The following is a 25,454-nucleotide window of genomic DNA, read 5'->3' as shown; positions in this document are numbered from 1 at the left end:
GCAAGGGTTAAGTTATGAAGATTGATTCAGCTCTTTTGCAAGAAAGAGCCAAGTATCAACTACGGTATCCGGATTTAAGGATACCGAATCAATACCCTGCTCCACTAACCAATGAGCGAAATCGGGATGATCTGATGGGCCTTGGCCGCAAATGCCAACGTATTTTCCACGTTTCTTAGCAGTTTGAATGGCCATCGCCAATAATGCCTTCACGGCTTCGTTACGCTCGTCAAACAAGTGCGCAATCAAACCGGAATCTCGGTCTAACCCAAGGGTCAATTGAGTTAAATCGTTAGAACCGATTGAGAAGCCGTCGAATATATCGAGAAATTTGTCGGCTAACACGGCATTTGATGGTAACTCACACATCATAATTACGCGCAAACCGTTTTCACCTTGCCGCAATCCATGCTGAGCCAATAATTCAATAACCTTTCTGCCTTCTTCTAGCGTGCGCACAAATGGAATCATGATTTCAACGTTGGTGAGCCCCATATCGTTGCGTACACGCTTTACGGCTTCACATTCTAATGCGAAACATTCGGTGAAATCTGGCGCCAAATAACGTGCAGCCCCGCGGAATCCCAGCATTGGGTTCTCTTCTTCCGGCTCATATTGGCGGCCGCCGATCAAATTCGCATACTCGTTTGATTTAAAATCAGATAACCGAACAATCACCCGTTCCGGTGCAAACGAGGCACCAATGGTAGCGATTCCCTCAACTAAGCGTTGAATGTAGAACTCTCGAGGATTCTCGTAACCAGAAGTTAAATCGGTAATCAATGCCTGTAACTCTGGCGATTGATCTTCATAGTGTAATAGTGCTTTTGGATGTACACCGATCATTCGATTGATAATAAATTCTAACCGCGCCAAACCAACGCCGGCATGTGGTAAGCGAGCAAAATCAAATGCTCGATCCGGATTACCCACATTTTGCATAATCTTTAGCGGCAGCGCTGGCATGTTACCCACTTCTGATTGGGTAACTTCAAATTCTAATAGACCACGATAAACATTACCGGTATCACCTTCCGCGCAGGATACCGTTACTTCAACGCCATCTTGAATCAACTGAGTTGCATCACCACAGCCTACTACCGCTGGGATGCCGAGTTCCCGAGCGATGATTGCCGCATGGCAGGTTCTTCCGCCACGATTAGTAACAATGGCGGCAGCGCGTTTCATAATAGGTTCCCAATCTGGGTCTGTCATGTCGGTTACTAGCACATCGCCGGGCTGTACTTGATCCATATCTGCTATGGAATCGAGCACGCGAGCTTTACCACTGCCGATTTTCTGGCCAATCGCACGGCCGGTTACCATAATTTCCGATTCACCCTTCAGTGCGAAACGCTCAATACTATTGCCAACTTCATTTGAGCGCACCGTTTCTGGCCGAGCTTGCACAATGTAGAGCTTGCCATCAATGCCATCTTTCGCCCATTCAATATCCATCGGCCGGCCGTAGTGTTTTTCGATAATAACGGCTTGCTTCGCCAGCTCTAAAATTTCCGCGTCGGTTAGTGAAAATTGCTTTTGCCGTTGTGTATCAACATCTTGAATACTTACTTGTTTACCATGTTCTTGGCTATCAGAGTAAACCATTTCGATTTTTTTACTTCCCATCGTGCGGCGGATCACTGCAGGCCGCCCTGCCGCTAAGGTTGGTTTATGCACGTGGAATTCATCTGGGTTTACAGCCCCCTGAACCACCATTTCACCTAAACCATAGGAAGAGGTAATAAATACCACTTGATCAAAACCTGATTCGGTATCAATCGAGAATAGTACCCCAGATGCTGCCAAATCACTGCGAACCATGCGCTGTACGCCCGCAGAGAGCGCCACACCGCGGTGATCATAGCCTTGATGCACCCGATAAGAAATAGCCCGATCGTTAAACAATGATGCGTAAACGTGCTTGATAGCTTCCATCACAGCATCAATTCCTTTCACATTCAAAAAGGTTTCTTGCTGGCCGGCAAAAGAAGCATCCGGCATATCTTCTGCGGTTGCTGAACTGCGCACTGCAAAGCTTGCCTCGGCGTAGCCTTCGCTCAAGGTGGCATAACTCTCACGAATAGCAGCATCTAACTCCGGGGTGAAAGGGGTTTCGATAATCCACGAGCGAATTTGCTCACCTGCTTTTGCAAGTGCTTTGACATCATCCACATCAAGGCTATCAAGCAAATCATAGATGCGCGCATTCACGCCGCTTTGTTCGAGGAAAGTATTGAACGCATGGGATGTGGTTGCAAAGCCACCGGGAACAGTAACGCCGGCACCTGCTAAATTACTAATCATTTCACCAAGTGAAGCGTTTTTGCCGCCAACTCGGTTTACATCGTTCATTCCTAAATCTTGATACCAAAGCACGTATTCTTGCACGGGGTTATCCTTACAATATCGGAGTTAATTGTTGGGTGTTTTAACTGCAGAGTATTTTACACGCTAGGGGCTCACAAGTTAACATTTGTATCACTTTCATTTCAGGCTAATTAATTATGCGTACTGCGTTTTATATCTCCGACGGCACAGCCCTCACCTCAGAAACCTTTGGGCATGCGATTTTATCCCTGTTTCCGGTGAAGTTTGAGCACAAAACCCTACCCTTTATCGATGATGATGAGAAAGCCTTAAAAGCGGTTCAGGAAATTAATGCCGCCTTTGCGGAAAGTAATGAAAAGCCACTGATTTTTCATACTTTCGTGAATCCATCCTTGAAGAAAATAATTCTCACTAGCCATGGCGTTAGTTACGATTTCCTTGATCACTATGTAGAACCTGTGCAAGCCGAGCTAGGCGTTTCGGCACAGCCAAAAACTAATCGCACTCATGGCCTCAATCAAGATTATAACTTTCGTATTGATGCCATAAATTACACCTTAGAAAATGATGATGGGGTAACAACTCGGAACTACGGCGAGGCGGATATTATTTTGGTAGGTGCATCTCGCACGGGGAAAACGCCAACCTGTATTTATCTTGCGTTACAGTATGGTATTAAAGCCGCAAATTACCCGCTAACCGAAGAAGATATGGGCCCGATTGAGCTGCCCTATGATTTAAAAATGCATCGCCACAAGCTTTTTGGTTTAACTATTGACCCTGAGCGCTTACAAAGCATTCGCCAAGCACGCCGGGCGAATAGCCGTTACGCCTCAATGGAGCAATGCTTGTTGGAAATTAATGAAATTGAAAATATTTTTCGGCAAGAGGCTATTCCGTATTTGAATTCAACCCATGCCTCAGTAGAGGAAATCGCTGCCAAAATCATGACTACAGCTAAGTTGAAGCGTCATCGTTATTAATATGGGGAACAGTTAATAAAAAGCTCTGCGTAGTGGCAGAGCTTTTTCAGTTTAGTTTCTAATAAACGGTTTCTTAGCGCTTGGCATTCGTGCTTTCAAATATCTTATCGGCGGATGCGGCCACAAAACCTGTGTAGAGCTTACCCTCGGCTATTTCGTAGCGCTTAGCGAATTCATAGAAACAACTTGGAATCACTGCCTCTTTGTCGCTAAATTGCACGGGAATCTCATCAGCCATGGTGGATGATTGCTCTAAAAATACCTCGGCTGATCCTTTAATTTCGCCGCCTGCAGCATTCAAGGTGAAACCCGAATCTTTCAGCTTCTGATTCACACTCTCCAAAGTGCGATAGCCAGGCAACTCATTCACACTTACGGTGAAATGATTGGCGCAGAAACCAAATGCACTCATCCATGCCGCATATTCGCTTTCAGCCAATAGCTGCTGATACTCCGCATGGCTTACTTGCCAATGCGTTCCGGAATACAAGAACTTCGCTTCTTTAACGGCAGCAGGGTTAATACGATCCACCATATCCTGAACGATTGATTGCAGCTCTGGCGAAAATTCTTCAACTAAAAGCTCGCTGATAAAAATCTTTGGCAACGTTGGATCTGCATGTTCAAAATGTTTTGCTCGGAGCTTTTTTTGCTCAAAATCGTAATCGCCATTAGCAAAATACCCCATATCTTCAAAATGTCCGGTAAGTGCTTCAAGGTTTACCGGTGCTATATTGAAGGTTCGAAAGGCAACATGATCATTAATGATGTCATGGCCTTCACCAAGCACTTGATGCACTTTGCTCGCTGAGGGTGTTCGCTGAATATAATCGGCCCACAATGCATCGAAAAAAGCATGGGCGGCTGAAGTTGATACTGAGCTCATTAAATTACTCCTGTAAAACAAAGGCCGAAACGCAGCTGCGATCCGACCTTGATATGTGTAAGCAAAGCTAACCAAAGTTATACCTTACTTTCTATGCCCTAATTATAACCGAAAACTTCTGAGAGCCAATATCCTCTTCCATGATCATGAGGATTCATTGATCAAGAACAAGTTTTAGCCTTGGCGCGCTTTACCCAGTGATTCCGCCACAAGAAACGCTAATTCCAACACTTGGTCGGCGTTTAAGCGCGGATCACATTGTGTAAGGTAACGTTCAGCTAAATCATCTTGTGATATTTTGTAGGCGCCGCCGGTACATTCAGTTACGTTTTCACCGGTCATTTCCAAATGAATACCGCCTGCATAGCTGCCTTCAGCTTGGTGTATCGCAAAAAACTGCCGAATTTCCCGAACAATGGCGGCAAAATCACGAGTTTTATAACCGTTACTCGCCTTAACCGTATTGCCATGCATTGGATCGCTCGACCACACAACCTTGCGGCCTTCTTTTTGCACACGGCGAATAAGCTTAGGTAAGTTGCTCGCTAGGTTATCGGCACCCATGCGCGTGATCAGTGTTAATCGGCCTGGCTCATTTTTTGGGTTTAATACATCGATTAACGCCATCAACTCATCTTCGGTGGCGGTTGGCCCTACTTTCACCCCGATTGGATTATTAATGCCGCGGAAGAATTCAATGTGCGCATGATCCAGTTGCCGTGTTCGCTCACCCATCCATACCATGTGTGCTGAGCAGTTGTATGGCATCCCAGTTAGGCTGTCGGTACGCGTAAGCGCTTCTTCATATGGCAGTAATAACGCCTCATGAGAGGTAAAAAGCTCTGTTTCATGAATGGTTGGGTGCGTTTCCGCAGTAATACCCAAAACTTCCATAAAGCGCAACGATTCTTGGATACGCTCGGAAATAGCCTGATACTTCTCTTTCATCGGGTTGGCGTTAATGAAACCCATGTTCCACTTATGCACTTTGTGCAGGTCCGCATACCCACCTTGAGCAAACGCCCGCAATAAATTCAGTGTTGCTGCTGAATGGTGGTAGGCCGTAAGCATTCTTTGCGGATCTGGCTTACGCGCCGCTTCAGTAAAATCCAAGCCGTTAATAATATCACCGCGGTAGCTCGGTAATGAAATGCCATCGATCGTTTCCATGTCGCCAGAGCGCGGCTTGGCAAACTGTCCTGCCATGCGCCCTACTTTTACTACCGGCACTTCGCCTGCGAAAGTCATCACAATGGCCATCTGCAGCATTACTTTGAACGTATCGCGGATTTTCGGTGCGGTGAAATCCCGAAAAGATTCCGCACAATCTCCACCTTGTAATAAAAAACCGTTCCCTTCGCATACGGCGCCAAGATGGCTTTGTAAACGGCGAATCTCTTCCGCGAACACTAAAGGTGGATAACGTTTCAGCTGAGATTCAACTTCCGCAAGCTCACTCGCATCAGCGTAGGTAGGTTGTTGTTTAATAGGAAACTGCCGCCAGCTATCAGGTGTCCACTGCATCTTAAATCCTTACACTACTTATTTCAGGAGGCCTTTGAATGTATCTGCCAGAGCTCAGTATTGCAATGGCAAAACACGCTTTTCTCGCATTTCAGCTTATTTTGGCCGCGAGATATTTAAAATACGCCCCAAAGTAGCATATTGATCAGCCCCAAGGCGGGCGATTGGCTGAACTGCGAGAGCATCAACAACTAGCCTTGAGCTTGTGCTCCCGTCAGATTTTTTCTGCTTTTCTATATTGCCAACCCTATCATCAATAAATACCCGCTGAATTTCACCAAACACCATGGTTTGCGGTGCACCGGGCACATCCTGTAAAGCGTGCAGTTTACACCCGAAAGCTATAGGGCATCCGGCTATACGAGGTAACGGAAAACCCTCGAACGTTTCCGTATCGAGTGCTAGGTGCTCTAGTTCGGATTCTGTTGCTGGTAGGCTGCGCGAGCTTTCGGTAACAGATTCGGCTAGATTTTCAGGTGCAATGTGAACTACAAAATATGGGTTATTTGCAATGTTTACTTTAGTGTCTTTACCCTCACCTGAAATCTTGTTGCCAACGGAAAACATTAACAACGGAGGCTCACTGGATACCGCCGTAAAATAAGAAAAAGGTGCTAGGTTCAAATGGCCCTGCTCATGCTCGCTTAATACCCAAGCAACAGGCCTGGGTATTAACGTTTGGGTCATTAAATGGTATATGGAACTGCTCGTCTCGTTAGTTAAATCTACAATCATTAAAAACTCCCATGACGCAGGGCCGCAATGCGCTTTTCAATTGGCGGGTGCGTCATCATTAACTCACCTTTTGCAAGCTTACCTTTGATACCGAAAGCGAGCATTTTATCATCGAGTTGTGATTCTTTGCCTTGCGATAATCGCTGCAACGCCGCAATCATTTTGTTTGGCCCTACCAAGCGTGCGGCCCCTGCATCGGCGCGATATTCTCGTTGTCGCGAAAAATAGAACACAATTAAACTAGCGAGCGCACCAAACACGATTTCAAATAAAATAACCAAGCCAAAGTACACGAAGCCGCCACCACCGTGATGGCTTCCACCTTGTTGATTTCCGCGCATGGCATTGTTAATCAATCCGGCCACTACTCGCGCAAGGAAAATAACAAAGGTATTCACCACACCCTGAATCAAGGTTAACGTTACCATGTCGCCATTTGCAATGTGGCTTACTTCGTGTGCTAACACGGCTTCAACCTCGTCCTTGTTCATAGCACGCAAAAGCCCGGTGGAAACAGCTACCAGCGAGCTACTTTTGCTTGCGCCGGTAGCGAATGCATTAGGTTCAGGGGAATCATAGATAGCCACCTCAGGCATTGGAATGCTTGCTTTTTGGCTTTGCCGTTGCACGGTTTCCATGAGCCAACGTTCGGTGTCGTTTCGCGGTTGCTCAATAACTTTGGCACCCGTTGAACGTTTCGCCATCCACTTCGACAGAAACAACGAAATGAATGCGCCACCAAAGCCGAATAAGGCAGCAAAAATGAGTAAACCGGTATAGCTACCAAAATCAATGCCAAACACCGCCATTAAAATATTCATCACGATGCTGAGCACAACAATTACGGCTAAATTTGTAGCTAAAAACAAAACAATGCGCTTCATCTATTTTTCCTCAGTAAACTACCATAACCCTTGATATGGTTGCATTTGCAAGCCTTTTCAAGGGGAAGGTTTTGCATTTCTCTCAGCCTATGCTTAAGCTATGCGCCATAACGCACCGATTGTGTAAACTTAAGCTGGTTTTATTTTTAAGTTTAGGTTCTCAATATACGGCAGAATCAAATGTAGAGGTTAATGATGACAAAAATAAAGCCCGCTGAAATGAACAATAATACGAATAGCAGCCAATTAAACCTATTATTGATGAGCAGTTCAAAAGCTGGGGATACTGGATATCTTTACCACGCAAAAGCATGGTTGAGCGCCCATTTTCAGGGTAAAGAAGTGCTTTTTATTCCTTATGCTGGCGTAACGATGAGCCACCGGGAGTATAGTGAGAAAGTGCGCCTAGCATTGGCTGATACCGACATTCAAGTGCGCGGCATTGAAAGCTACGATAACGCCAAGAGTGCAATTGAAAACGCCCAAGCTATTGCGGTAGGCGGTGGCAATACCTTCGTGTTACTCAATGCGCTATACGAAAAAGGCTTGTTGGAACTGTTACAACAGCGAGTGTTTGCAGGTGTACCCTATGCGGGTTGGAGTGCAGGTTCGAATATTGCCGGGTTAACCATAAAAACCACAAATGATATGCCAATTGTGGAACCCCCTTCCTTTTCCGCGCTCGGTTTTTTAAAGATGCAGCTGAACCCTCATTACATTGATACGCATCCGCCAGGCTTTCATGGTGAAACTCGGGCTCAACGCCTTGCTGAATTTATGGTTTTGAACCCAGAAACAACAATCATTGGCTTGCGTGAAGGCACTGCTTTAAAAGTGCAAGGAAACGCCATGAGTTTGCTTGGCAGCCTTGATGCCGTGGTGTTTCGTAACCAAAAAAGCGAGATCATTCCGGCAGCAGCCGATCGCTCCGATTACTTATAAAATCTCAAATGTAGCTCGCGCGTAGCCGTTACCCTTACGAGTTAAGCAAGCGCGAGCTGCGATAACCAATTTTGTTTTTGTAGCCATTCACGTTGCGCTTCATCGCGCTGCGCTTCGGCAAAATATGGCACCTCAGCCAATAGTGGTGCATTAATTCGCGAGCGTAACGTGGCAATATTCTCGCTGTAATACGGCATGATGTTTGAACTTACCTGGTTTGCTACCCAGCCGGCAACTTTTAACCCTAAGGCTTGAATCGCCGCAATCGTTAACAACGCGTGATTAAGGCAACCAAGCCGCATGCCTACTACCACCACAACATCCATATTTGCTCGCTGTACAAAGCTGGGCATATCTTCCAGTGCATTTATGGGCAATTGCCACCCACCCGCGCCTTCTGTTAAGAGTACATCGGCATCCAGTGCCGCTAGGTTCTGCCAGTGTTTAAGTAACTGCGATACATTTAAGCCGGTTGTGCCTAAGAATTGCTCACCTGATGGCTTTTCACTGTAACTGCGGCTCATCATTGCAGCGATATGTGGAGCGATTGGCTCAGCGAAGGCAAATGGATTTACCTTCTCATAAGGGAGTTGTAAAGTAGCCGCAGCCTGCAGCTTGAGAGCATCGCTATTCAACAATTGCCCATCTGGGCCATTTTCGCATCCCGCGGCAATAGGCTTCATGGCAGCAGTTTCTAATCCTACCTGTGCCATTGCTTTTAAAAGTAACGTAGCTACTTCGGTTTTTCCAACATCGGTATCAGTGCCGGTAATAAATAATTTGCGCATGTTCATTTCACGTTGCTAATAAGTGTTCTGTGGCAGTGTAGTGTCTAGTAAACATTCTACCTTTGCATTCTTAGTTTGCATTCTTAGTTTGCATTCTTAGTTTGAATTTTCAGCCTTACTTTTACAAGCTATCTTTATTCGTTTCGTAGCACAAGGTAGCCTATTTCATAGGTTAGCGGTAAGCCTTCAAAAGCACGGAAGCGTTCATATTCCCGGCAAATATCGGCATATTCGCGAGCCCCCATTTTTTTCTGCCGCTTACCTCTTTGCTGATCAGCGCCTATCGCGCTAACACTGCGCATTAACGTGGCAACATCATGAAACCATAACGTTATTTTTCGTTGCTCTTGGTATACGCAAGTAAACTTTGTGTCGTCCGCCCATTTGCGCCAATCGCGTAAATACGGCTGTGCATTTACCCCAGCGTTTTCGTTTAAATTCATACTTGCATGTTGCATGAGTTGCTTTCGTATGGCATCAAGGGGTTGTAGGCTATCATTAAGAACAGTTGAAAAAACAAGTGTTCCACCCGGTTGCAAAATACGCTTTAGGTCGGCCAATAGCTGCTTAGGATAGTTGCTCCATTGCATAGCTAAATTAGAAAAGATTAGCTCGAACTGAGCAGTAGCGAAGGGTAAGTTATCCATATCGGCCTGGATAAATAGCTCCGCCGGCGAATTGCTCCCCAACGCATTCACCTTCACCGCTTCTTCCAGCATGCCTCGCGCTATATCAACCCCCACATACTGTTGTGATAACCGCTTCAATGCCGCAGTTTGATTGCCGGGGCCACAACCTAAATCAAGCAATTGAGATACGGGTTGTAAGGTGGTTTGAGTAGCGTAAGCTGCCGTAATATCCAATAAAATGCTGGCGCTTATTTGTTGTAAATCAGCAAGCTTATTATAACGAGCGGCACAGTAGCTAAAACGCTGAGCAACAGCTTGTTTATCGTAACTGGCAAGCATCGGCAAGTTCCTGATCGGCATTTAGAATTCTATCAAGAGCAATAAACAGATATTCAAGTGCTTCTTGAGATTGATTCAAACTTAGGGTGAAACGGATACGCGCAGTGCCCTTCGGCACTGTAGGTGGCCGAATCGCAATGCATTGAAAGCCTTCGGCTCGAAGAAGTTGGGCCAGCCGCATTGCTAATGCATTATCCCCCACCAGCAATGGTTGAATCGGCGTATTTGAAGGCATTAGGCGCAATTTTAATTTTGCAGCCAGAGATTGAAAGTAAGCGATACGGTTTTGTAATTCAGTTTGGAGATGATTATTTTCTTGTAAAATATCTAAACTTGCATGAATCGCTATCGCTTGAGCGGGTGCAAAGGCAGTACTGTAAATAAGGTGCCGCGCATTTTGCAAAATGCTATCCGCAATTTGATGATCGGTTGCTACAAATGCGCCAGCGATACCAAAGGCTTTGCCAAAGGTTCCGGTAACTATATCAATTTCATGAGCACTTGGATGGGCAAAAACACCTCGGTTGTCCTTACCACACTCACCTCTGGCCAACCCTTTGCTGGTTATTCCGCTTGCCAATTCATTAGCGCTAGCTTGAGGGCTTGCAAGCCCAATGCCATGGGCATCATCGAGCATTAGTAAACCACGGCCTTTATTGGCACTTAATGCAAAGATATCAGGCCGATCGCCGTCCATACTAAATACCCCCTCAGAAACAATTAAAGGGCAATTGCTCCCGGGTAGATTTTCTATTCTGTTTTGTAAATCTTCATAATCATTATGTCGAAAGCGCTGAATACGCTCACCGAAACCATGGCCCAAGCCATCGTAGATGGATGCATGACACAGCTTATCAATGACCGCAGTTACGCCCGCTTTCGTTAGTACTTGCAGAACACCTTGGTTGGCACTAAAACCGCTGTTAAATAGCAGAACTCGCTCTACACCGAACCACTCTGATAAGGCTTCACTGAGTTCGTGATGGGCAGTAGTATAACCGGTTACTAGTGGGCTAGCTCCGGCACCGGCGCCCCACTCCGAAAGGCCGCGCTGATAAGCAGCAATAACCTTGGGGTGCTGGCTCAAACCCAAGTAATCATTGCTGGAAAAATTATACGCGCGCGTACAATTACCCTTTTGCGGTGTTAAAACACGACGCAACTGCTGTTTACTTTGTTTTTGTAGTTGCGCCGAAAGTTTGTTTCGGAGGGTTTCGCCCCGATTTATCACCGCTTGAGTTTGCTCTAAGTTCATGCCAGCTCACATCAAATCAATATGCTCAAGAAACTAAACAGCCGCTTCTTTTTTACTATCATCTGCACGAATGCGAGCACCACAGGGAGCAACCACAGTATTATCGGTTGCGGTTGTGCTGGCTGCAGCATCATAGTACAGCGGCTTTTTCGCTTTTCTTTGTTCTGGCTTTAATCCAAGGCGTGCAAATAGCTTTTGGTCAGCCTCAGCAACCGGGTTTGCTGTGGTTAGTAGCTTCTCACCGTAAAAAATTGAGTTCGCCCCCGCAAAGAAACACATGGCTTGCAGTTCGTCGCTCATGGTTTCCCGGCCCGCCGAAAGCCGAACATGAGATTTTGGCATTAAAATACGAGCTACAGCGATGCAACGCACAAATTCAAAAGAATCCATATCGTCAATCGATGCAAAAGGTGTACCGGCAACCTTCACGAGTTGATTAATAGGCACCGATTCTGGTGGAAGTGGTAGATTTGCTAATTGTTGTAGCAAACCAATACGATCGCTTTGTTCCTCACCCATGCCCACGATCCCGCCAGAACACACTTTCATTCCGGCTTTTCGTACATTCGCTATGGTGTTTAAGCGATCTTGATAGCTCCGCGTTGTAATCACTTCACCATAATATTCCGGTGAGGTATCTAAATTATGATTGTAATAATCTAACCCCGCTTCTGCGAGTGCCGCCGCTTGATCATCAGAGAGCATGCCCAAGGTCATGCAAGTTTCGAGGCCAAGATCGCGAACGCCTTTCACCATGGCTTTAATCTTCGCCATGTCGCGAGCTTTTGGATCGCGCCATGCAGCCCCCATGCAGAAACGAGTAGCCCCTGTTTTCGCCGCTCTTTTCGCCTGCTCTAATACGCGCTCTACTTCCATTAATTGCTCTTTTTCCAGCCCCGTATCGTAACGGGCGCTCTGAGGACAATATTTGCAATCCTCCGGGCACGCACCGGTTTTAATCGATAGCAAAGTACTCACTTGCACTTCATTCGGATTGAAATGTTGCCGATGAATGCTTTGCGCTTGAAACAATAGATCGTTTAACGGCAAATCGAATAACGCTTGAATTTCTGAACGTTGCCATTGTTTGGGTACGGGAGCGTTCGCTGGTTGTTGGTTTTCGAGTTCAGTTTGGTTCATAAGTTGCTCGGTTCGCTGTAATGAGGGCTGGAAAAACTCGACTAGCATAGCGTGCAACAGTACACTGTCAATACATTGAAAGTGTATAAATTTACAAGCGGTTAATAAATAATCTATGCAAGCAAGCGATTTTGAGTTCGATAAGCACCATATTTGGCATCCATATACGTCCCTTACTAAGCCTTTACCCACATACGGGGTAACACGGGCCGATGGCGTATATCTATTTTTAGAATCAGGCGAGCAGCTGGTTGATGGCATGTCTTCATGGTGGAGTGCTATTCATGGTTATAACCACCCGGCTCTGAACGCCGCAGCCCATCAACAAATTGATACTATGGCGCACGTAATGTTCGGTGGAATCACCCACAGGCCCGCCATCGAGCTTTGCAAGCGTTTAATAACACTAACACCACAATCGTTAGATGCGGTATTTCTCGCCGATTCAGGTTCAATTGCTGTGGAAGTTGCTATTAAAATGGCATTGCAGTTTCAAGTAAGCCGAGGGAAAGCTCAAAAGCATAAGCTAGCAACTATTCGGCAGGGTTATCATGGTGATACCTTTGCGGCGATGTCGGTGTGTGATCCAGTTAATGGTATGCACGAATTATTTACCGGCGTGTTGCCTCAACACATTTTCGCATCGGCTCCGAAAATTAAACCCGGTGATACATGGTGCAATTCTGATATTCAGGAACTTCATAATATTTTCAAAGAACAGCATGAATCAATCGCTGCCTTGATTCTTGAGCCTATCGTGCAAGGCGCTGGTGGAATGCGGTTTTACCATCCAGAATATCTGCGTCAGGCCCGCGAACTCTGTGATGAATACGATATTTTGTTGATTGCCGATGAAATAGCCACCGGTTTTGGCCGCACGGGTAAATTATTTGCCTGTGAACATGCGCAGATAAGCCCGGATATTCTCTGTGTTGGTAAAGCACTCACCGGCGGTTACATGACCCTAGCGGCCACCATAACCACACGCCATGTTGCCGATACTATTGGCAATGGACCAGGTGGCGGGAACCTTATGCATGGGCCCACGTTTATGGGCAACCCTTTGGCGTGTGCGGTAGCTTGTGCAAGCCTCGATTTAATCATTCAAGGCGATTGGCAATATCAAGTTCCGGCTATATCGGCTCAGCTGCAAGCAGAGCTTAAGCCTTGCTTGCAAAGCAGTTTAGTAGCCGATGTACGAGTTTTTGGTGCCATAGGGGTTGTTGAGATGCATGAGCCGATCGATGTAGCTGCGGCACAGAAACAGTTTGTTGCTGCCGGTGTATGGATACGGCCATTTGGAAAGCTTTTATATATCATGCCGCCTTATGTGATTTCCCCAGAAGAGTTACATAAACTTACACAGGCGATTTGCGCCTATTGCCTTTCTGCTGAATAGCAATCTCGGCTCTGCGCTAAAATACCAAACCAAGCACTGCAAACACGGCCTAGAAACAATGAAAACAAGGCCTTGTTTGCATTGCGCTAGCAGGCGCAAGAAAGTAACATAAACGGCTAAGAAAAAATTACTCATTTATGTGCTCGTTTCGGAGAATTAAGTTAATGACTAACGCGGTAATTAAAGATGTTCTAGGTGGCCAGTTTGCCGTTGGCGAAACCGTATCGGTTCGTGGTTGGGTTCGAACCCGCCGTGATTCCAAAGCCGGTATTTCCTTTATCAATGTTCACGACGGTTCGTGCTTTGATACTGTGCAAGCGGTGGTGCCAAATGAACTCAATAATTACCAAAGCGAAGTTGTTAAACTCACCACAGGTTGTTCGGTTATCATCACCGGAGCCGTAGCGGAATCAGCAGGTAAAGGCCAAGCGTTCGAGTTACAAGCTACCGATGTGAAAGTTGTAGGTTGGGTTGAAGATCCTGATACTTATCCAATGGCGCCGAAACGCCATAGCATGGAGTATTTACGTGAGTTTGCGCACTTACGCCCACGCACGAATATCTCAGGTGCCGTAACACGAGTACGCCATTGCTTAGCACAAGCGGTACATCGCTTCTTCCATGAACGTAGCTTTTATTGGATTAGTACGCCAATCATTACTACGAGTGATGCCGAAGGTGCGGGAGAATTATTCCGCGTATCAACGCTTGATATGACAAATCTTCCACTTACCGAGCAAGGCAAAGTAGATTACAAGGAAGATTTTTTTGGTAAAGAGGCATTCCTCACCGTATCCGGCCAGCTCAACGTTGAAACTTACGCCTGTGCCTTATCTAAGGTATATACCTTTGGCCCTACCTTTCGAGCGGAAAACTCGAACACAAGTAGGCACCTCGCAGAATTTTGGATGATTGAACCGGAAGTTGCTTTTGCTGATTTAGAAGATGTAGCTAAACTTGCGGAGGACATGCTCAAGTACGTGTTTAAAGCAGTTTTGGAAGAACGTGCTGATGATATGGCATTCTTCGCAGAACGTATCGATAAGGAAGCTATCAGCCGCCTTGAGCACGTTATCGCTAATGATTTTGTGCACATGGATTACACCGATGCGGTGGAAATTCTGCAAAATTGCGGCAAAGAATTTACTTATCCAGTTTCTTGGGGCACTGATTTACAATCGGAGCACGAGCGTTATCTCGCCGAAGAGCATGTGGGTGCACCGGTTATTTTGAAAAACTATCCGCGGGATATTAAAGCGTTTTACATGCGCCAGAACGATGATGGTAAAACCGTAGCTGCACTTGATGTGCTTGCACCGGGCATTGGTGAAATTATCGGTGGCAGTGCTCGGGAAGAGCGCCTGGATTTATTAGACCAGCGCCTCGATGAGATGAACTTACCAAAAGAAGAATACAGTTGGTACCGCGATTTACGCCGCTATGGCACTGTGCCACATGCTGGCTTTGGCCTTGGTTTTGAGCGTTTAGTTGCGTATGTTACTGGTGTGCAAAACATTCGCGATGTTATTCCATTCCCACGGAGCCCGAATAACGCAGAATTCTAAAATACGGATTAATCGTTTATAAATAGAATTAAGCAATTACAAAACGCCACATTCGTTGAATGTGGCGTTTTTTATGAGCTACAAGTGAATTTCTAACCCTGTTTCATCGCACGCATGCTTGCGAGGGCAAAACTCGCAATCCTTCATTACTTTTTCCGGCCAACGGCTTTTATCGGCGATAGAAAAACCGATTTTAGCGAAGAAAGCAGGCGCTCGAGTTAACGCGATCACTCGGCCAATCCCTAAGGTACGCGCCTGATCGAGCAAACACTGCACAATTTCAACACCTAACCCTTTGCCTTGCAGCCCTTCTTTCAAACCAAGGCTACGAATCTCGGCTAAACCTGTGCCGTAAACATAAAGCGCGCCACAACCTACTAATTCACCATCGATTTCTGCTACGGCAAATTGATGAATCGCTTGCATAATATCTTGTTCTTGCCGTGGTAAGTGCTCGCCCTTTCCCGCCCAATAACGAATGAGTTCCGCTATTTTGGGTACATCACTCAATTTTGCTTGGCGAATATGGGTTAGCGATGCCACTTGTGCTTGCAAGCGCTGGCGCGCCCTGCGTAAAGCACCATGCACCTGCTTTGGCGCGGTACCACCGAGTGCACAGCGGCGATCCATACCTGCGCGTAAAGCAAGAGCTGCAAACACATCGTCCGCAATTTCTGGAACTTCTTTTTGTAATTCCGCTAGGCTCAACTGCTCAAGTGGCACTTTTTTTCGCAGCGCTGTGAGTACAAGCTTGCCGCTAATCTCGTGAGCATCACGAAACGCAATGCCTTTACCCACCAAGTAATCAGCTAAATCAGTAGCATTGCTGTAGCCCAGTTCAGCCGATTTCTGTGCAAGTGCTTCATCAACCGTTAGATGCGGCAATGCATACGCCATGATGGCAAGGCATTGTTGCCATTGCTGGAGCGCATCAAAGAAGCCTTCCTTATCTTCCTGCATGTCCTTGTTGTAAGCCAGGGGTAACCCTTTCACTGTCATTAACATGGCCTGCAAATGCCCGCTAACGCGTCCCGTTTTCCCCCGAATTAACTCAAATACATCTGGGTTCTTCTTCTGTGGCATTAACGATGAACCACTGGAAATTGCATCGCCCAACAGAAAGAAACCTGCCTCACCCGAACAATAGAAAACAAGATCTTCCGAAAGCCTGGATAAATGAACCATCCCCAAGCTTGCAATAGATAGTAACTCAATTACAAAATCACGATCAGATACCGCATCTAAACTATTCCGGCAAAGATCATTAAAGCCTAGTTCTTTTGCTAACAATGATCGATTTACCGCAATTCCAGATCCCGCGAGCGCTCCGCAACCCAAAGGTAGCGTAGATAAACGATCTCGAGCTTGTTTTAAACGATCCAAATCTCGCTCTAGCATTTCCACATAGGCTAACGCCCAATGTGATACTAATACCGGCTGTGCCCGCTGCAAATGAGTGTAGCCTGGCATCACACTGAATTCATAGCGCTCCGCAAAAGCGATCAATGCTTCGATCGTTGCAGCGATCTGTTCACCCATCACATGGGCTTTAGCGATCGCCCAAAGGCGCAGATCGGTAGCAACAAGATCGTTTCGGGATCGGCCCGTATGTAATTTCCTTGCTACATTCCCTAAACGATCTTGCAGCGCCTCTTCCACCCAGCTGTGAATATCTTCGGCATTGCTACTAAGCGGCAACTTAGGATTAACTTGTATTTCCGCAGCTAACTCAGCTAAACCGTCCTGCAGTTGCTTTTGCTCTTCGCTAGTCAGCAACGCTTGCTCGGTTAATGCATTTACCCACGCTTTACTTGCTTGAATATCAAAAGGCGCCAGCACGTAATCGAATTTCAGTGAATCATTAAACTCACAAAACTCTGCCGCACTCCCCTGCTCAAAGCGGCCTCCCCACATACTCATGCCATGCCTCCTTGTTTAAGTGCACGAATACGGCTTGCTAGGCTGAATAAGCGAATAAAGCCTTCGGCATCGCTCTGCTGGTACACTTCATCTTCTTCAAAGGTGGCGAATGCTTCAGAATATAAACTCAACGGTGATTTTCGGCCGATTACCGTAACGTTACCTTTGTATAACGCAATTCGCACCGTACCGGTAAGTTTCGTGGCTAGCGCACTTACGGCTGCAACTAACGCCTCGCGCACGGGCGTAAACCACTGACCATCATAAAGTACATCACTTAACCGTTGGCCAAGATCATGGCGCAAGCGTTGACACGGACGATCATGCACCAACTCTTCAAGTGCACGAAGACCTTGGTACCAAATAGTACCACCGGGTGTTTCATAACAACCTCGTGATTTCATGCCTACCAAGCGGTTTTCTACAATATCAATCCGCCCTACACCGTGCTCTGCACCGATTTTGTTTAGCATTACTAACGCTTCGGTTTGCTTCAGTGCTTGGCCATTCAGATGAGTTAATACACCTTGAGAAAATTCTAGCTCCAGTACCTCTTGCTGATCGGGCGCCTGTTGGGGTGAATTGCTCAATGTCCAAACGCCATCGGTTGGTTGTTCCCATGGATCCTCTAACTCACCGCCCTCATGGGAAATGTGCCATAAATTCGCATCACGGCTGTATATCTTGGTCGCTGAAGCGGAAGTTTTAATATTCCGCTCGGCCAAGTAATTAAGTAGCTCTTGGCGCGAGCGCATTGACCACTCACGCCATGGCGCAATTACCGTTAATTGCGGCGCTAAAGCTGCAAACGTACTCTCAAAACGCACTTGATCGTTACCTTTGCCAGTACATCCATGGCAAACCGCATCAGCACCGACTTCAAGAGCAAGTTGCACTTGCGCCTCTGCAATTACTGGTCTTGCCAAAGCGGTTCCTAGTAAATATTGTTCCTCATAGATACACCCAGCTTGCATCGCTGGTGCAATCAATTCGTTCACAAATTTATCCTTTAGATCCACCACGTAACAGGAACTGGCGCCTGATTCTAAAGCCTTATTTTCAATGCCAACAAGCTCTTCGTCGCCTTGGCCTACATCGGCAACGAAAGCAATAACTTCACAGTTATAATTCTCTAATAACCAAGGAATAATTGCGGAAGTATCTAAACCACCGGAATAAGCCAATACAACTTTGCTCACCGCAGTTTGGGTAATATCTCTCTGGTTAAGGTGGTTCATTGGGAAATCTCCTCGAATAAATGATGTAACGCGGCTTTTTGCACATACAAACGATTTTCCGCCTGCTGCAGCACAGCACTAATCGTGCTATCCATAACTTCATCAGTAATCTCATTGTTCCGATGCGCCGGTAAACAGTGCATTACCGTGGTAGCTTGCAGGCGTTTAACAAGTGCCGAATTAACTTGGTAAGGCTGGAAAATTTTGCAGGTTTCCGAATAATTGCGCGTGTCCCCCATGGAAAGCCAGGTATCGGTGTAAATCACATCGGCGTGAGTAACCTCATCGATATTGCTGCCAAGTTTAATGCGGTGGCTTGGATACTTATCTGTAAGCTCAGCAAGGAAATCCTTATTTGGGCCGAAACCCTCAGGGCTTATTACCGTTAGCTGCAAATCTAGCGCAGCGGCTCCTACCATTAAACTTTGGCACACGTTATTACCCTCACCCACATAGAGAATATCCACTACTTTCATATCAACTGGGTAGCGCTCTTGAATGGTTAGTAAATCAGCCAAGGTTTGACACGGGTGATGAATATCACAAAGTGCATTAATAACTGGAATGCCAGCTGCCTTTAGCTTGTGTAAGGTTTCATGTTTAAAAACCCGAGCAACAATGCCGTGTGTCCAGCACGCAAGATTACGGGCTATATCCTCAACGCTCTCGCGTTGGCCAGGTTCAACCATTTGTGCATCTAAGTAAATCGGTTGCGCACCGAGCTGCTGAATGCCTACTTCGAAACTAACACGGGTGCGCAAACTTGGTTTTTCAAACAGCATGGCAATTGATTTATTCTTTAATGAATGTTGAAAACTTACCGGGTGGGCTTTCATGTACCCCGCCATCGTAAGGATATGCCGTATCTGAATGGCCGACACATCAAATAATGATAGTAAATGCATGTGAAACTCGCTTAATCAAATAGAGAAAATGCAGGAGAACCTTTACCTAGGCCATTTGGCCTAGCGCATATCGCGGTTCTATTCTGGAATTATTCGGGTACCCTGAGGATTCCCTTGTAGGTGTGCGATCACGGCAGAACTATCAGCCCAACCCGCAATCGCAGTGGTTCGTCGGGAAAATTCGGAGGCAAAAATTGCGGCTTCCAGCTTAACTTTCATGCCGCCTTGAATGAAGGTTTCCTGAAGCAATGCTTTTGCAGCACTTAAACTTATATCACCAATCTTTTCTTTCTCACCGTTGAGAATAGCGGGAACATCGGTAAGCAAAAGTAAATCAGCATCAAGCGCTAAAGCAATGGCCGCGGCGGCATAATCTGCATTTACATTACACAGTTTATGGTCAGTAGTTAAGCCGATAGAGCTCACAATAGGCGTGAAGTTATTTTGCAGCAGCGTTTTTAATAAGGCTTTACCTTGCGGGCTGAACCCCGTTGCCGCCGGTTGCCCCACCATGCCAAGCTGAGCGTTGTGTTGCATTTGCCACAATGGGCCGTCGGCTAGGCTAATACCAACACTCGATAAGCTAGCTTGCTGCGCCGCTTGTACAAGTTTTTTATTGGTAGTTCCGGCTAGGCTACCAATAATAATGTCCATGTGCTCCGCCGCACTAATCCGCTGCCCTGCATGCTTTTCTGCGGTTAACCCTGCTTGCTTTAGCATGCTATCCACTATATCACCGCCGCCATGCACAAACACAACGGGTAGCTCGCTTACCGCTAAAGCGGATAATAAAGGCAACAAGGCGCTTTCAGCATTTTCAGGTTGTAGCAAGGCACCGCCAACCTTAATTACCTGAGGGCGTTTTTTTGCAAAAGAGCTTTCAAAACCCGCAGTAAGAGGTAACCCAAACACAAAATTAGCAGCGTGCATTGCTTGACCAGCAGCCCCTTTAATTAAGTTATCAATCGCACTAATAACCACCACTTGGTTACCTTCTACTTTTATGTAGATATCACAAAACGGCGTATTAACAACATCATCAACAGCAGGCGGCTTCCCGACAATCCGAACAAACGGCTGGCTTGCATAAGCTATCTCGTAGGCTCGATACACGTCGGCCGGATTTACTTGTTCAGCGAGTTGCGCTACACAGGTTGCTACAATGCCGCGTTTGTAATTGCCCAGTTGCGGCGTGAACACCACAGTACGCTGTAAATTATTTGCTATTTCCGGTGTGTGCCGGTGATTTAACACACCGTAGGCCTGTAAGCTCACCTCACAAAATGAAGTTCGTGCATTGAGCCCTCGTCCAGCACCAGAAACGCCACTTACGGCGGTAATTACCGGAGAGGCATTTGCTGCCAATAAATGATGTTCTGTAAGTGGTTTCAGAGCTAAAGTTGCAGCGGTTGGATAGCAACCTGGAATGCTAAACAGTAAATGATTATCTACGTTTTGTTTGCATGAGGCCTCTAACCACTCCATAAGCATATAGTGTGCGTCGGCTAATAGTTCTGGATGTGGGTGCGAGAACCCATAAGCACTGGCAAATGCCTCGGCCGAAGCAAAACGGTAAGCACCAGAGAGATCAAATACAGCCACCCCTGCAGCAACAAAACGTGCAGCAAGCTCAGCGCTTGCTTCATGAGGCAATGCAAGAAAAACCGCGCTGCACTTTGCGGCAACCTTAGGGAAATAGGTTTCTTGCCAAGGTTCTATAACCAGAGTTTCGGTGCCTGCAAGCTGCGGTGCCAATTCCGAAAATGCTTGAGCCTCACTGCGAGCCGATGAAAATGCAAATGCTACATCAAAGTATGCATTTTTATTCAAAAGGCTCACTAATTCGTTGCCACTATAGCCACTGGCGCCGAACACGGCCACTTGCAAACCTTTTTGTTTGCATAAGGCTATTTTGCTTGGCGCTCCGTGCTCTATTGCCTTAAGTTTGTTGGCCTCAGGCTTTTCTTCTCTGGGCTTTTTTGCTTTAGGTTTTTCTGCCACGTTCTTCATACCACTTATCTGCACTGCTTCTACTTAGAATCCGAATAGCGCTCATGGTATAAAAAATGCTGCGCACAATCAACATTATTATGCGCATTGAATGATTAATTATTCATTTGTTTGGTGTGGAAATTCTGCAAGGCTAGGTTTTTGCATCACTCCCGGGGAAGAAAAAAATACTTTTTTGCTTTTGTGGTTTAATTGGCGTTGGTACGGCCGGTGTGCCGATGTATAAAAAGCCAACAATATCTTCCTCCGAGCTAATACCAAGCCCCGCTTTCATATGTTCCGATTCTGCATATACACCGGTGCGCCAAACCGCACCTAATCCTTGTGCAAAAGCCATTTGCTGCATCGCCATCGTGGCACAAGCGGCGCTTGCATATTGTTCTTGGCGAGGCACTTTCGGATGCTCTTGGTACTGGGTAACCACAACGATAATACAAGGCGCACGCAGCGGTAGTTGCGGTGCTCGCGCCTGCTCTGCTTCCGTTAATCCCTCTAGCTTAGCCGTGGCGGCAAATAGCTCACTTAAATTTTGCAGTTCCGCTCCCTGATATATTAAGCATTTATAGGGTGTGAGATTCATGTGATCGGGAACACGTAAAGCCGCAGCCTCTAATTGGCTAAGTTGATCTGAGTTAGGGCCTGGGGCTCCCACTCTTGGCATCGAGGAGCACGTTAATAGTAAATCTAGGGCATCCATATGGGCTTCCATAAAGGGAAAAAAGGTACATTAGCATTCGTATTATTTTGTTACAAAGTTAAGCTACGCATTCTGCGCTGGGCGCGGTAAACTAACTTTGTTGTTACACTATCATGCATACTATATTCATGCTTATTTCGCTGTAACGCTTTATTACGAATCAGTTGGCTATTCGATTACCACGGTATTAACGATGTAATGGAAAGTTTGATTTAGCAGTAGTACAGCGAAACCAGCGCGCAATATCAAGGATTTCAAGATGAAATTTTTAGCAAACTTACTACGGCCGATTTGGAATTTCGTTAACGGTGTGCGCCGCGTTATCGTTAATCTTGTATTTTTCATTCTGTTAATCGGTGTGTTTCTGATTTTGAATCAGGGCGAAGATATACCCACTGTTCCCGAAGGCGGGCTTCTGGTGTTAAACCCGAATGGGGTTCTGGTAGAAGAAGCCACTTATCTTTCTGCATCTGATCGCTTCTTTAATGAGGCCGTTGGTTCTAGCCCAGCGCCAGAAACAGATTTACATGCCTTGCTCGCTACCATTGATGACGCTGTGGACGATGAACGAATTAGCGGTGTGGTGTTAGATTTACGCAACTTTTGGGGCGGTGGGCTTAGCAAACTGCAAATGATTGCAGAGCGTTTAGATAAAGTGCGTGCTGCCGGTAAGCCGATTATTGCCTATGGTAATTCCTTTAGCCAATCGCAATATTATTTGGCAAGCCAAGCCGATACCTTGTATTTGAACCCACAAGGCTCCGTAGCGGTTGATGGCTATCACATGTATCCCACCTACTTTAGCTCGTTACTAGAAAAGCTGAAGGTAACCACCTATATCTTTCGCGTCGGTGATTTTAAATCAGCCGTTGAACCCTACAGCCGAGATAGCATGTCGGCAGAAGCTAAGGAAGCGAACCAAGAATGGGTTGATGCAATGTGGAATGAGTATTTAGCGGGTATCACTCGGCATCGAGAGATTTCGCCAGAGATTCTAAGTGGCCGTATGGATGATTTCCTTGCCCTACTTGATCAGGCTAATAATAGTCAGGCTACCTTAGCTTTAAATGCAGGGTTAGTTGATAACCTTTCCCATAGTGAAGGTATTCGCCAAGCACTAATTGATATTGCTGGTTACGATGAAGAGAGTAAATCTTATCAAGGTATTGGTTGGCGTGCCTATAAGCAAGCACTCGAAGCCGAGCGTATTGGCGTAGAAACAGCATCCGAAGGAGATGAAGTGCGCGTTGTGTTTGCCAGCGGCACTATTCTAGATGGTAACCAACCCGCTGGAACCGTTGGCGGCGTTACTTTATCGAATCGATTACGTGATATTCGCTTAGATGACAACGTAAAAGCGGTGGTGCTTCGCATTGATAGCCCAGGTGGTAGTGCATTCGCCTCTGAGCAGATCCGTCAAGAACTACTTTTATTGCGCGAAGCTGGTAAGCCAGTTGTTGCATCGATGAGTTCTGTTGCTGCCTCTGGTGGCTATTGGATTGCTGCCGGCAGTGACGAAATCATGGCGCCAAGTTCAAGCATAACCGGTTCAATTGGCGTTTTTGGAATGTTTTTCTCAATTGATGAAAGCCTCGCGGAAATAGGTGTATATAGCGATGGTGTATCGTCAACCGAACTCCCCTACATTGACATCACACGGCCATTGAGCGAAGGCGCACAACAGGCTTTGCAAGGTGGCGTTGATCGCATCTATCAAGATTTCCTTGAGTTAGTTGCTGATGCACGGGGCATGACCACCGCAGCTGTTCATGAGGTTGCACAGGGGCGTGTATGGACAGGTTCTAGAGCGTTAGAACTTGGCCTCATTGATAGCATTGGTGAACTTGATGATGCTACTTCACGTGCTGCAGAATTAGCGGGTTTAGAGAATTACAACGTAACTTTCCCAAGCCCGGAACTTTCTGGATTTGATGCTTTCCTCGCACAATTATTTAATGGTGCTCGAGCTGTGCTTCCGGAATCTATTCTTATGCCTACACCAAGCAGAACTCTAACGGAGCAAGCTATGCAGCGGGCGTTACATGAGGTGAAGGCGGTGAATGAATTTAATGATCCTCAGCACCTTTATCTGCGTTGCATGAATTGCCAAGTTAAGTAACGACCCGTTGCGTGTTTGTAGCAAGCTAAAATGTAAAAAAGTTAGCGAAGAGAAATAGATGAGCACAAAGAAAAAGATTTACATTGCCTACACAGGCGGCACAATCGGTATGATGAAATCGGCGCATGGCTACGTTCCTGCGCCCGGTTTTTTAGCTAAAAGTATTGCTGGAATGCCTGAATTCTATCGTCCAGAAATGCCGGAATTTACTTTATGTGAATATTCGCCATTAATGGATTCTTCAGATATGACACCGGCAGATTGGCAGCGCATTGCCGATGATATTTTGCGTAACTATGGGGATTATGATGGCTTTGTGATCCTACATGGCACGGATACAATGGCCTATACCGCTTCGGCTTTATCCTTTATGTTTCAAAATTTGGGTAAACCGGTAATCGTGACTGGCTCACAAATCCCTCTAGCCGCTTTACGTTCAGATGGCCAAACTAACCTTTTAAATGCGTTGTATATTGCTGCGCACTACCCCATTCATGAGGTAAGTTTGTTTTTTAACAATCGTTTATTTCGAGGTAATCGCAGTACAAAAGCTGATGCCGACGGTTTTGATGCCTTTGCCTCGCCAAACTTTCCTGCATTGCTTGAGGCAGGAATTGATATTGAGCTATTGAATGGCAAAGTTGAGCCGATTAAATCGTTACCCCTGGATGTTGCCCAAGTTACTACACAAGAAATCGGCGTAGTGACTCTTTATCCGGGTATGAGTGCGAATATTATTGATAACTTGGTGAAGCACCCGGTAAAAGCATTAATTTTGCAGAGTTACGGCGTGGGTAATGCGCCACAAGGGGGGCCTTTGATTGATGCGATTAAACGGGCTATCGAGGCGAAAATAATAGTTTTAAATTGTACTCAGTGTTTCAAAGGCACGGTTAATATGTCAGGTTACGCAACTGGGAATGCCTTAGCCGATGTTGGTGTGATTAGTGGTCAAGATATGACCATCGAAGCTGCGCTAACAAAACTACATTTCTTGCTCAGCCAAACTAACGATGTTGAAAAAATCAAAGGCTTACTGAAGAAAAACCTACGTGGTGAGCTCACAAACGAAGTGCACTCAGATTAAAGCGAAGATATCAGGGAAAATAGCAAACTAAAAATTGGACAAATAATAAACAGTGGCTACACTTTATTTTACTGGCTT

The 25,454-nt window shown here is 46.1% G+C and carries 20 protein-coding genes; 6 read left to right on the top strand and 14 right to left on the bottom strand.

Annotated elements, in window-relative coordinates; all coding sequences use genetic code 11:
- Positions 1-12: 12 nt before the first annotated feature.
- Entirely contained in the window at positions 13-2,391 is a 2,379-nt protein-coding gene (gene ppsA / locus CWE08_RS04040; RefSeq protein ID WP_126765856.1) for a phosphoenolpyruvate synthase, read from the bottom strand.
- Positions 2,392-2,507: 116 nt separating this feature from the next.
- On the opposite strand from ppsA, the gene ppsR reads away from it, so the two are divergent.
- Positions 2,508-3,314: a posphoenolpyruvate synthetase regulatory kinase/phosphorylase PpsR gene (ppsR, locus tag CWE08_RS04035; protein ID WP_126765855.1), complete on the top strand. Its 807-nt coding sequence runs from the start codon at positions 2,508-2,510 to the stop codon at positions 3,312-3,314.
- A 73-nt stretch (positions 3,315-3,387) separates the two neighbouring features.
- Here the strand turns inward: ppsR and CWE08_RS04030 are convergent, their stop codons facing one another.
- The 4 genes from CWE08_RS04030 to htpX all read right to left on the bottom strand — a co-directional run bounded on the left by CWE08_RS04030 (position 3,388) and on the right by htpX (position 7,343).
- A complete protein-coding gene (locus CWE08_RS04030; RefSeq protein WP_126765854.1) occupies positions 3,388-4,200 on the bottom strand; it encodes a DUF1338 domain-containing protein in 813 nt (270 codons plus the stop codon).
- A gap of 174 nt (positions 4,201-4,374) precedes the next feature.
- Positions 4,375-5,724 (bottom strand): class II 3-deoxy-7-phosphoheptulonate synthase, encoded by a 1,350-nt coding sequence (locus tag CWE08_RS04025; protein WP_126765853.1) that lies wholly within the window; start codon positions 5,722-5,724, stop codon positions 4,375-4,377.
- 96 nt (positions 5,725-5,820) lie between these two features.
- Positions 5,821-6,459: a flavin reductase family protein gene (locus CWE08_RS04020; protein ID WP_126765852.1), complete on the bottom strand. Its 639-nt coding sequence runs from the start codon at positions 6,457-6,459 to the stop codon at positions 5,821-5,823.
- On the bottom strand, positions 6,459-7,343 hold the full coding sequence (gene htpX, locus CWE08_RS04015) for a protease HtpX (protein ID WP_126765851.1): 885 nt from the start codon (positions 7,341-7,343) through the stop codon (positions 6,459-6,461). Before htpX ends, CWE08_RS04020 begins: the two co-directional genes overlap by 1 nt.
- A gap of 192 nt (positions 7,344-7,535) precedes the next feature.
- Between htpX and pepE the strand changes: the two genes are divergently transcribed.
- Positions 7,536-8,285, top strand: a complete 750-nt coding sequence (pepE, locus tag CWE08_RS04010) for a dipeptidase PepE (protein ID WP_241973828.1) — start codon at positions 7,536-7,538, stop codon at positions 8,283-8,285.
- Positions 8,286-8,326: 41 nt separating this feature from the next.
- Here the strand turns inward: pepE and bioD are convergent, their stop codons facing one another.
- The 4 genes from bioD to bioB form a co-directional block, all read right to left on the bottom strand.
- Positions 8,327-9,073 (bottom strand): dethiobiotin synthase, encoded by a 747-nt coding sequence (gene bioD / locus CWE08_RS04005; protein ID WP_126765850.1) that lies wholly within the window; start codon positions 9,071-9,073, stop codon positions 8,327-8,329.
- A 134-nt stretch (positions 9,074-9,207) separates the two neighbouring features.
- Positions 9,208-10,041, bottom strand: coding sequence for a methyltransferase domain-containing protein (locus CWE08_RS04000; RefSeq protein WP_157981223.1), 834 nt, complete (start codon positions 10,039-10,041; stop codon positions 9,208-9,210).
- Complete coding sequence (locus CWE08_RS03995) at positions 10,022-11,296, bottom strand: aminotransferase class I/II-fold pyridoxal phosphate-dependent enzyme (protein WP_126765848.1); 1,275 nt, start codon at positions 11,294-11,296, stop codon at positions 10,022-10,024. Before CWE08_RS03995 ends, CWE08_RS04000 begins: the two co-directional genes overlap by 20 nt.
- A 33-nt stretch (positions 11,297-11,329) precedes the next feature.
- Entirely contained in the window at positions 11,330-12,436 is a 1,107-nt protein-coding gene (gene bioB, locus CWE08_RS03990) for a biotin synthase BioB (RefSeq protein WP_126765846.1), read from the bottom strand.
- 115 nt (positions 12,437-12,551) lie between these two features.
- On the opposite strand from bioB, the gene bioA reads away from it, so the two are divergent.
- Complete coding sequence (gene bioA, locus CWE08_RS03985; RefSeq protein WP_126765844.1) at positions 12,552-13,835, top strand: adenosylmethionine--8-amino-7-oxononanoate transaminase; 1,284 nt, start codon at positions 12,552-12,554, stop codon at positions 13,833-13,835.
- Positions 13,836-13,999: 164 nt separating this feature from the next.
- Positions 14,000-15,400: an asparagine--tRNA ligase gene (gene asnS / locus CWE08_RS03980; RefSeq protein ID WP_126765843.1), complete on the top strand. Its 1,401-nt coding sequence runs from the start codon at positions 14,000-14,002 to the stop codon at positions 15,398-15,400.
- A 78-nt stretch (positions 15,401-15,478) separates the two neighbouring features.
- Here the strand turns inward: asnS and argH are convergent, their stop codons facing one another.
- From argH to CWE08_RS03955, 5 genes are all read right to left on the bottom strand, one after another.
- The gene (gene argH, locus CWE08_RS03975; RefSeq protein ID WP_126765841.1) at positions 15,479-17,320 is read right to left on the bottom strand and encodes an argininosuccinate lyase; all 1,842 of its coding nucleotides are present in this window, start codon (positions 17,318-17,320) and stop codon (positions 15,479-15,481) included.
- The gene (locus CWE08_RS03970) at positions 17,317-18,558 is read right to left on the bottom strand and encodes an argininosuccinate synthase (protein WP_126765839.1); all 1,242 of its coding nucleotides are present in this window, start codon (positions 18,556-18,558) and stop codon (positions 17,317-17,319) included. Before CWE08_RS03970 ends, argH begins: the two co-directional genes overlap by 4 nt.
- Positions 18,555-19,463, bottom strand: coding sequence for an ornithine carbamoyltransferase (argF, locus tag CWE08_RS03965; protein WP_126765837.1), 909 nt, complete (start codon positions 19,461-19,463; stop codon positions 18,555-18,557). Before argF ends, CWE08_RS03970 begins: the two co-directional genes overlap by 4 nt.
- 78 nt (positions 19,464-19,541) lie before the next feature.
- Positions 19,542-21,464, bottom strand: coding sequence for an N-acetyl-gamma-glutamyl-phosphate reductase (gene argC / locus CWE08_RS12150; protein WP_241973827.1), 1,923 nt, complete (start codon positions 21,462-21,464; stop codon positions 19,542-19,544).
- A 142-nt stretch (positions 21,465-21,606) separates the two neighbouring features.
- Positions 21,607-22,170: a nitroreductase family protein gene (locus CWE08_RS03955; protein ID WP_126765836.1), complete on the bottom strand. Its 564-nt coding sequence runs from the start codon at positions 22,168-22,170 to the stop codon at positions 21,607-21,609.
- A gap of 259 nt (positions 22,171-22,429) precedes the next feature.
- On the opposite strand from CWE08_RS03955, the gene sppA reads away from it, so the two are divergent.
- Together sppA and ansA are read left to right on the top strand one after the other, a co-directional pair.
- Complete coding sequence (gene sppA, locus CWE08_RS03950) at positions 22,430-24,289, top strand: signal peptide peptidase SppA (RefSeq protein ID WP_126765834.1); 1,860 nt, start codon at positions 22,430-22,432, stop codon at positions 24,287-24,289.
- Positions 24,290-24,347: 58 nt separating this feature from the next.
- Positions 24,348-25,376: an asparaginase gene (gene ansA / locus CWE08_RS03945; protein WP_126765832.1), complete on the top strand. Its 1,029-nt coding sequence runs from the start codon at positions 24,348-24,350 to the stop codon at positions 25,374-25,376.
- Positions 25,377-25,454 lie beyond the last annotated feature (78 nt).

The organism is Aliidiomarina iranensis, from assembly GCF_003987135.1.
GTDB lineage: Bacteria > Pseudomonadota > Gammaproteobacteria > Enterobacterales > Alteromonadaceae > Aliidiomarina > Aliidiomarina iranensis.
Note: the sequence above shows the minus strand (reverse complement) of the source record. Positions and strands in the feature narration are given on the sequence as shown.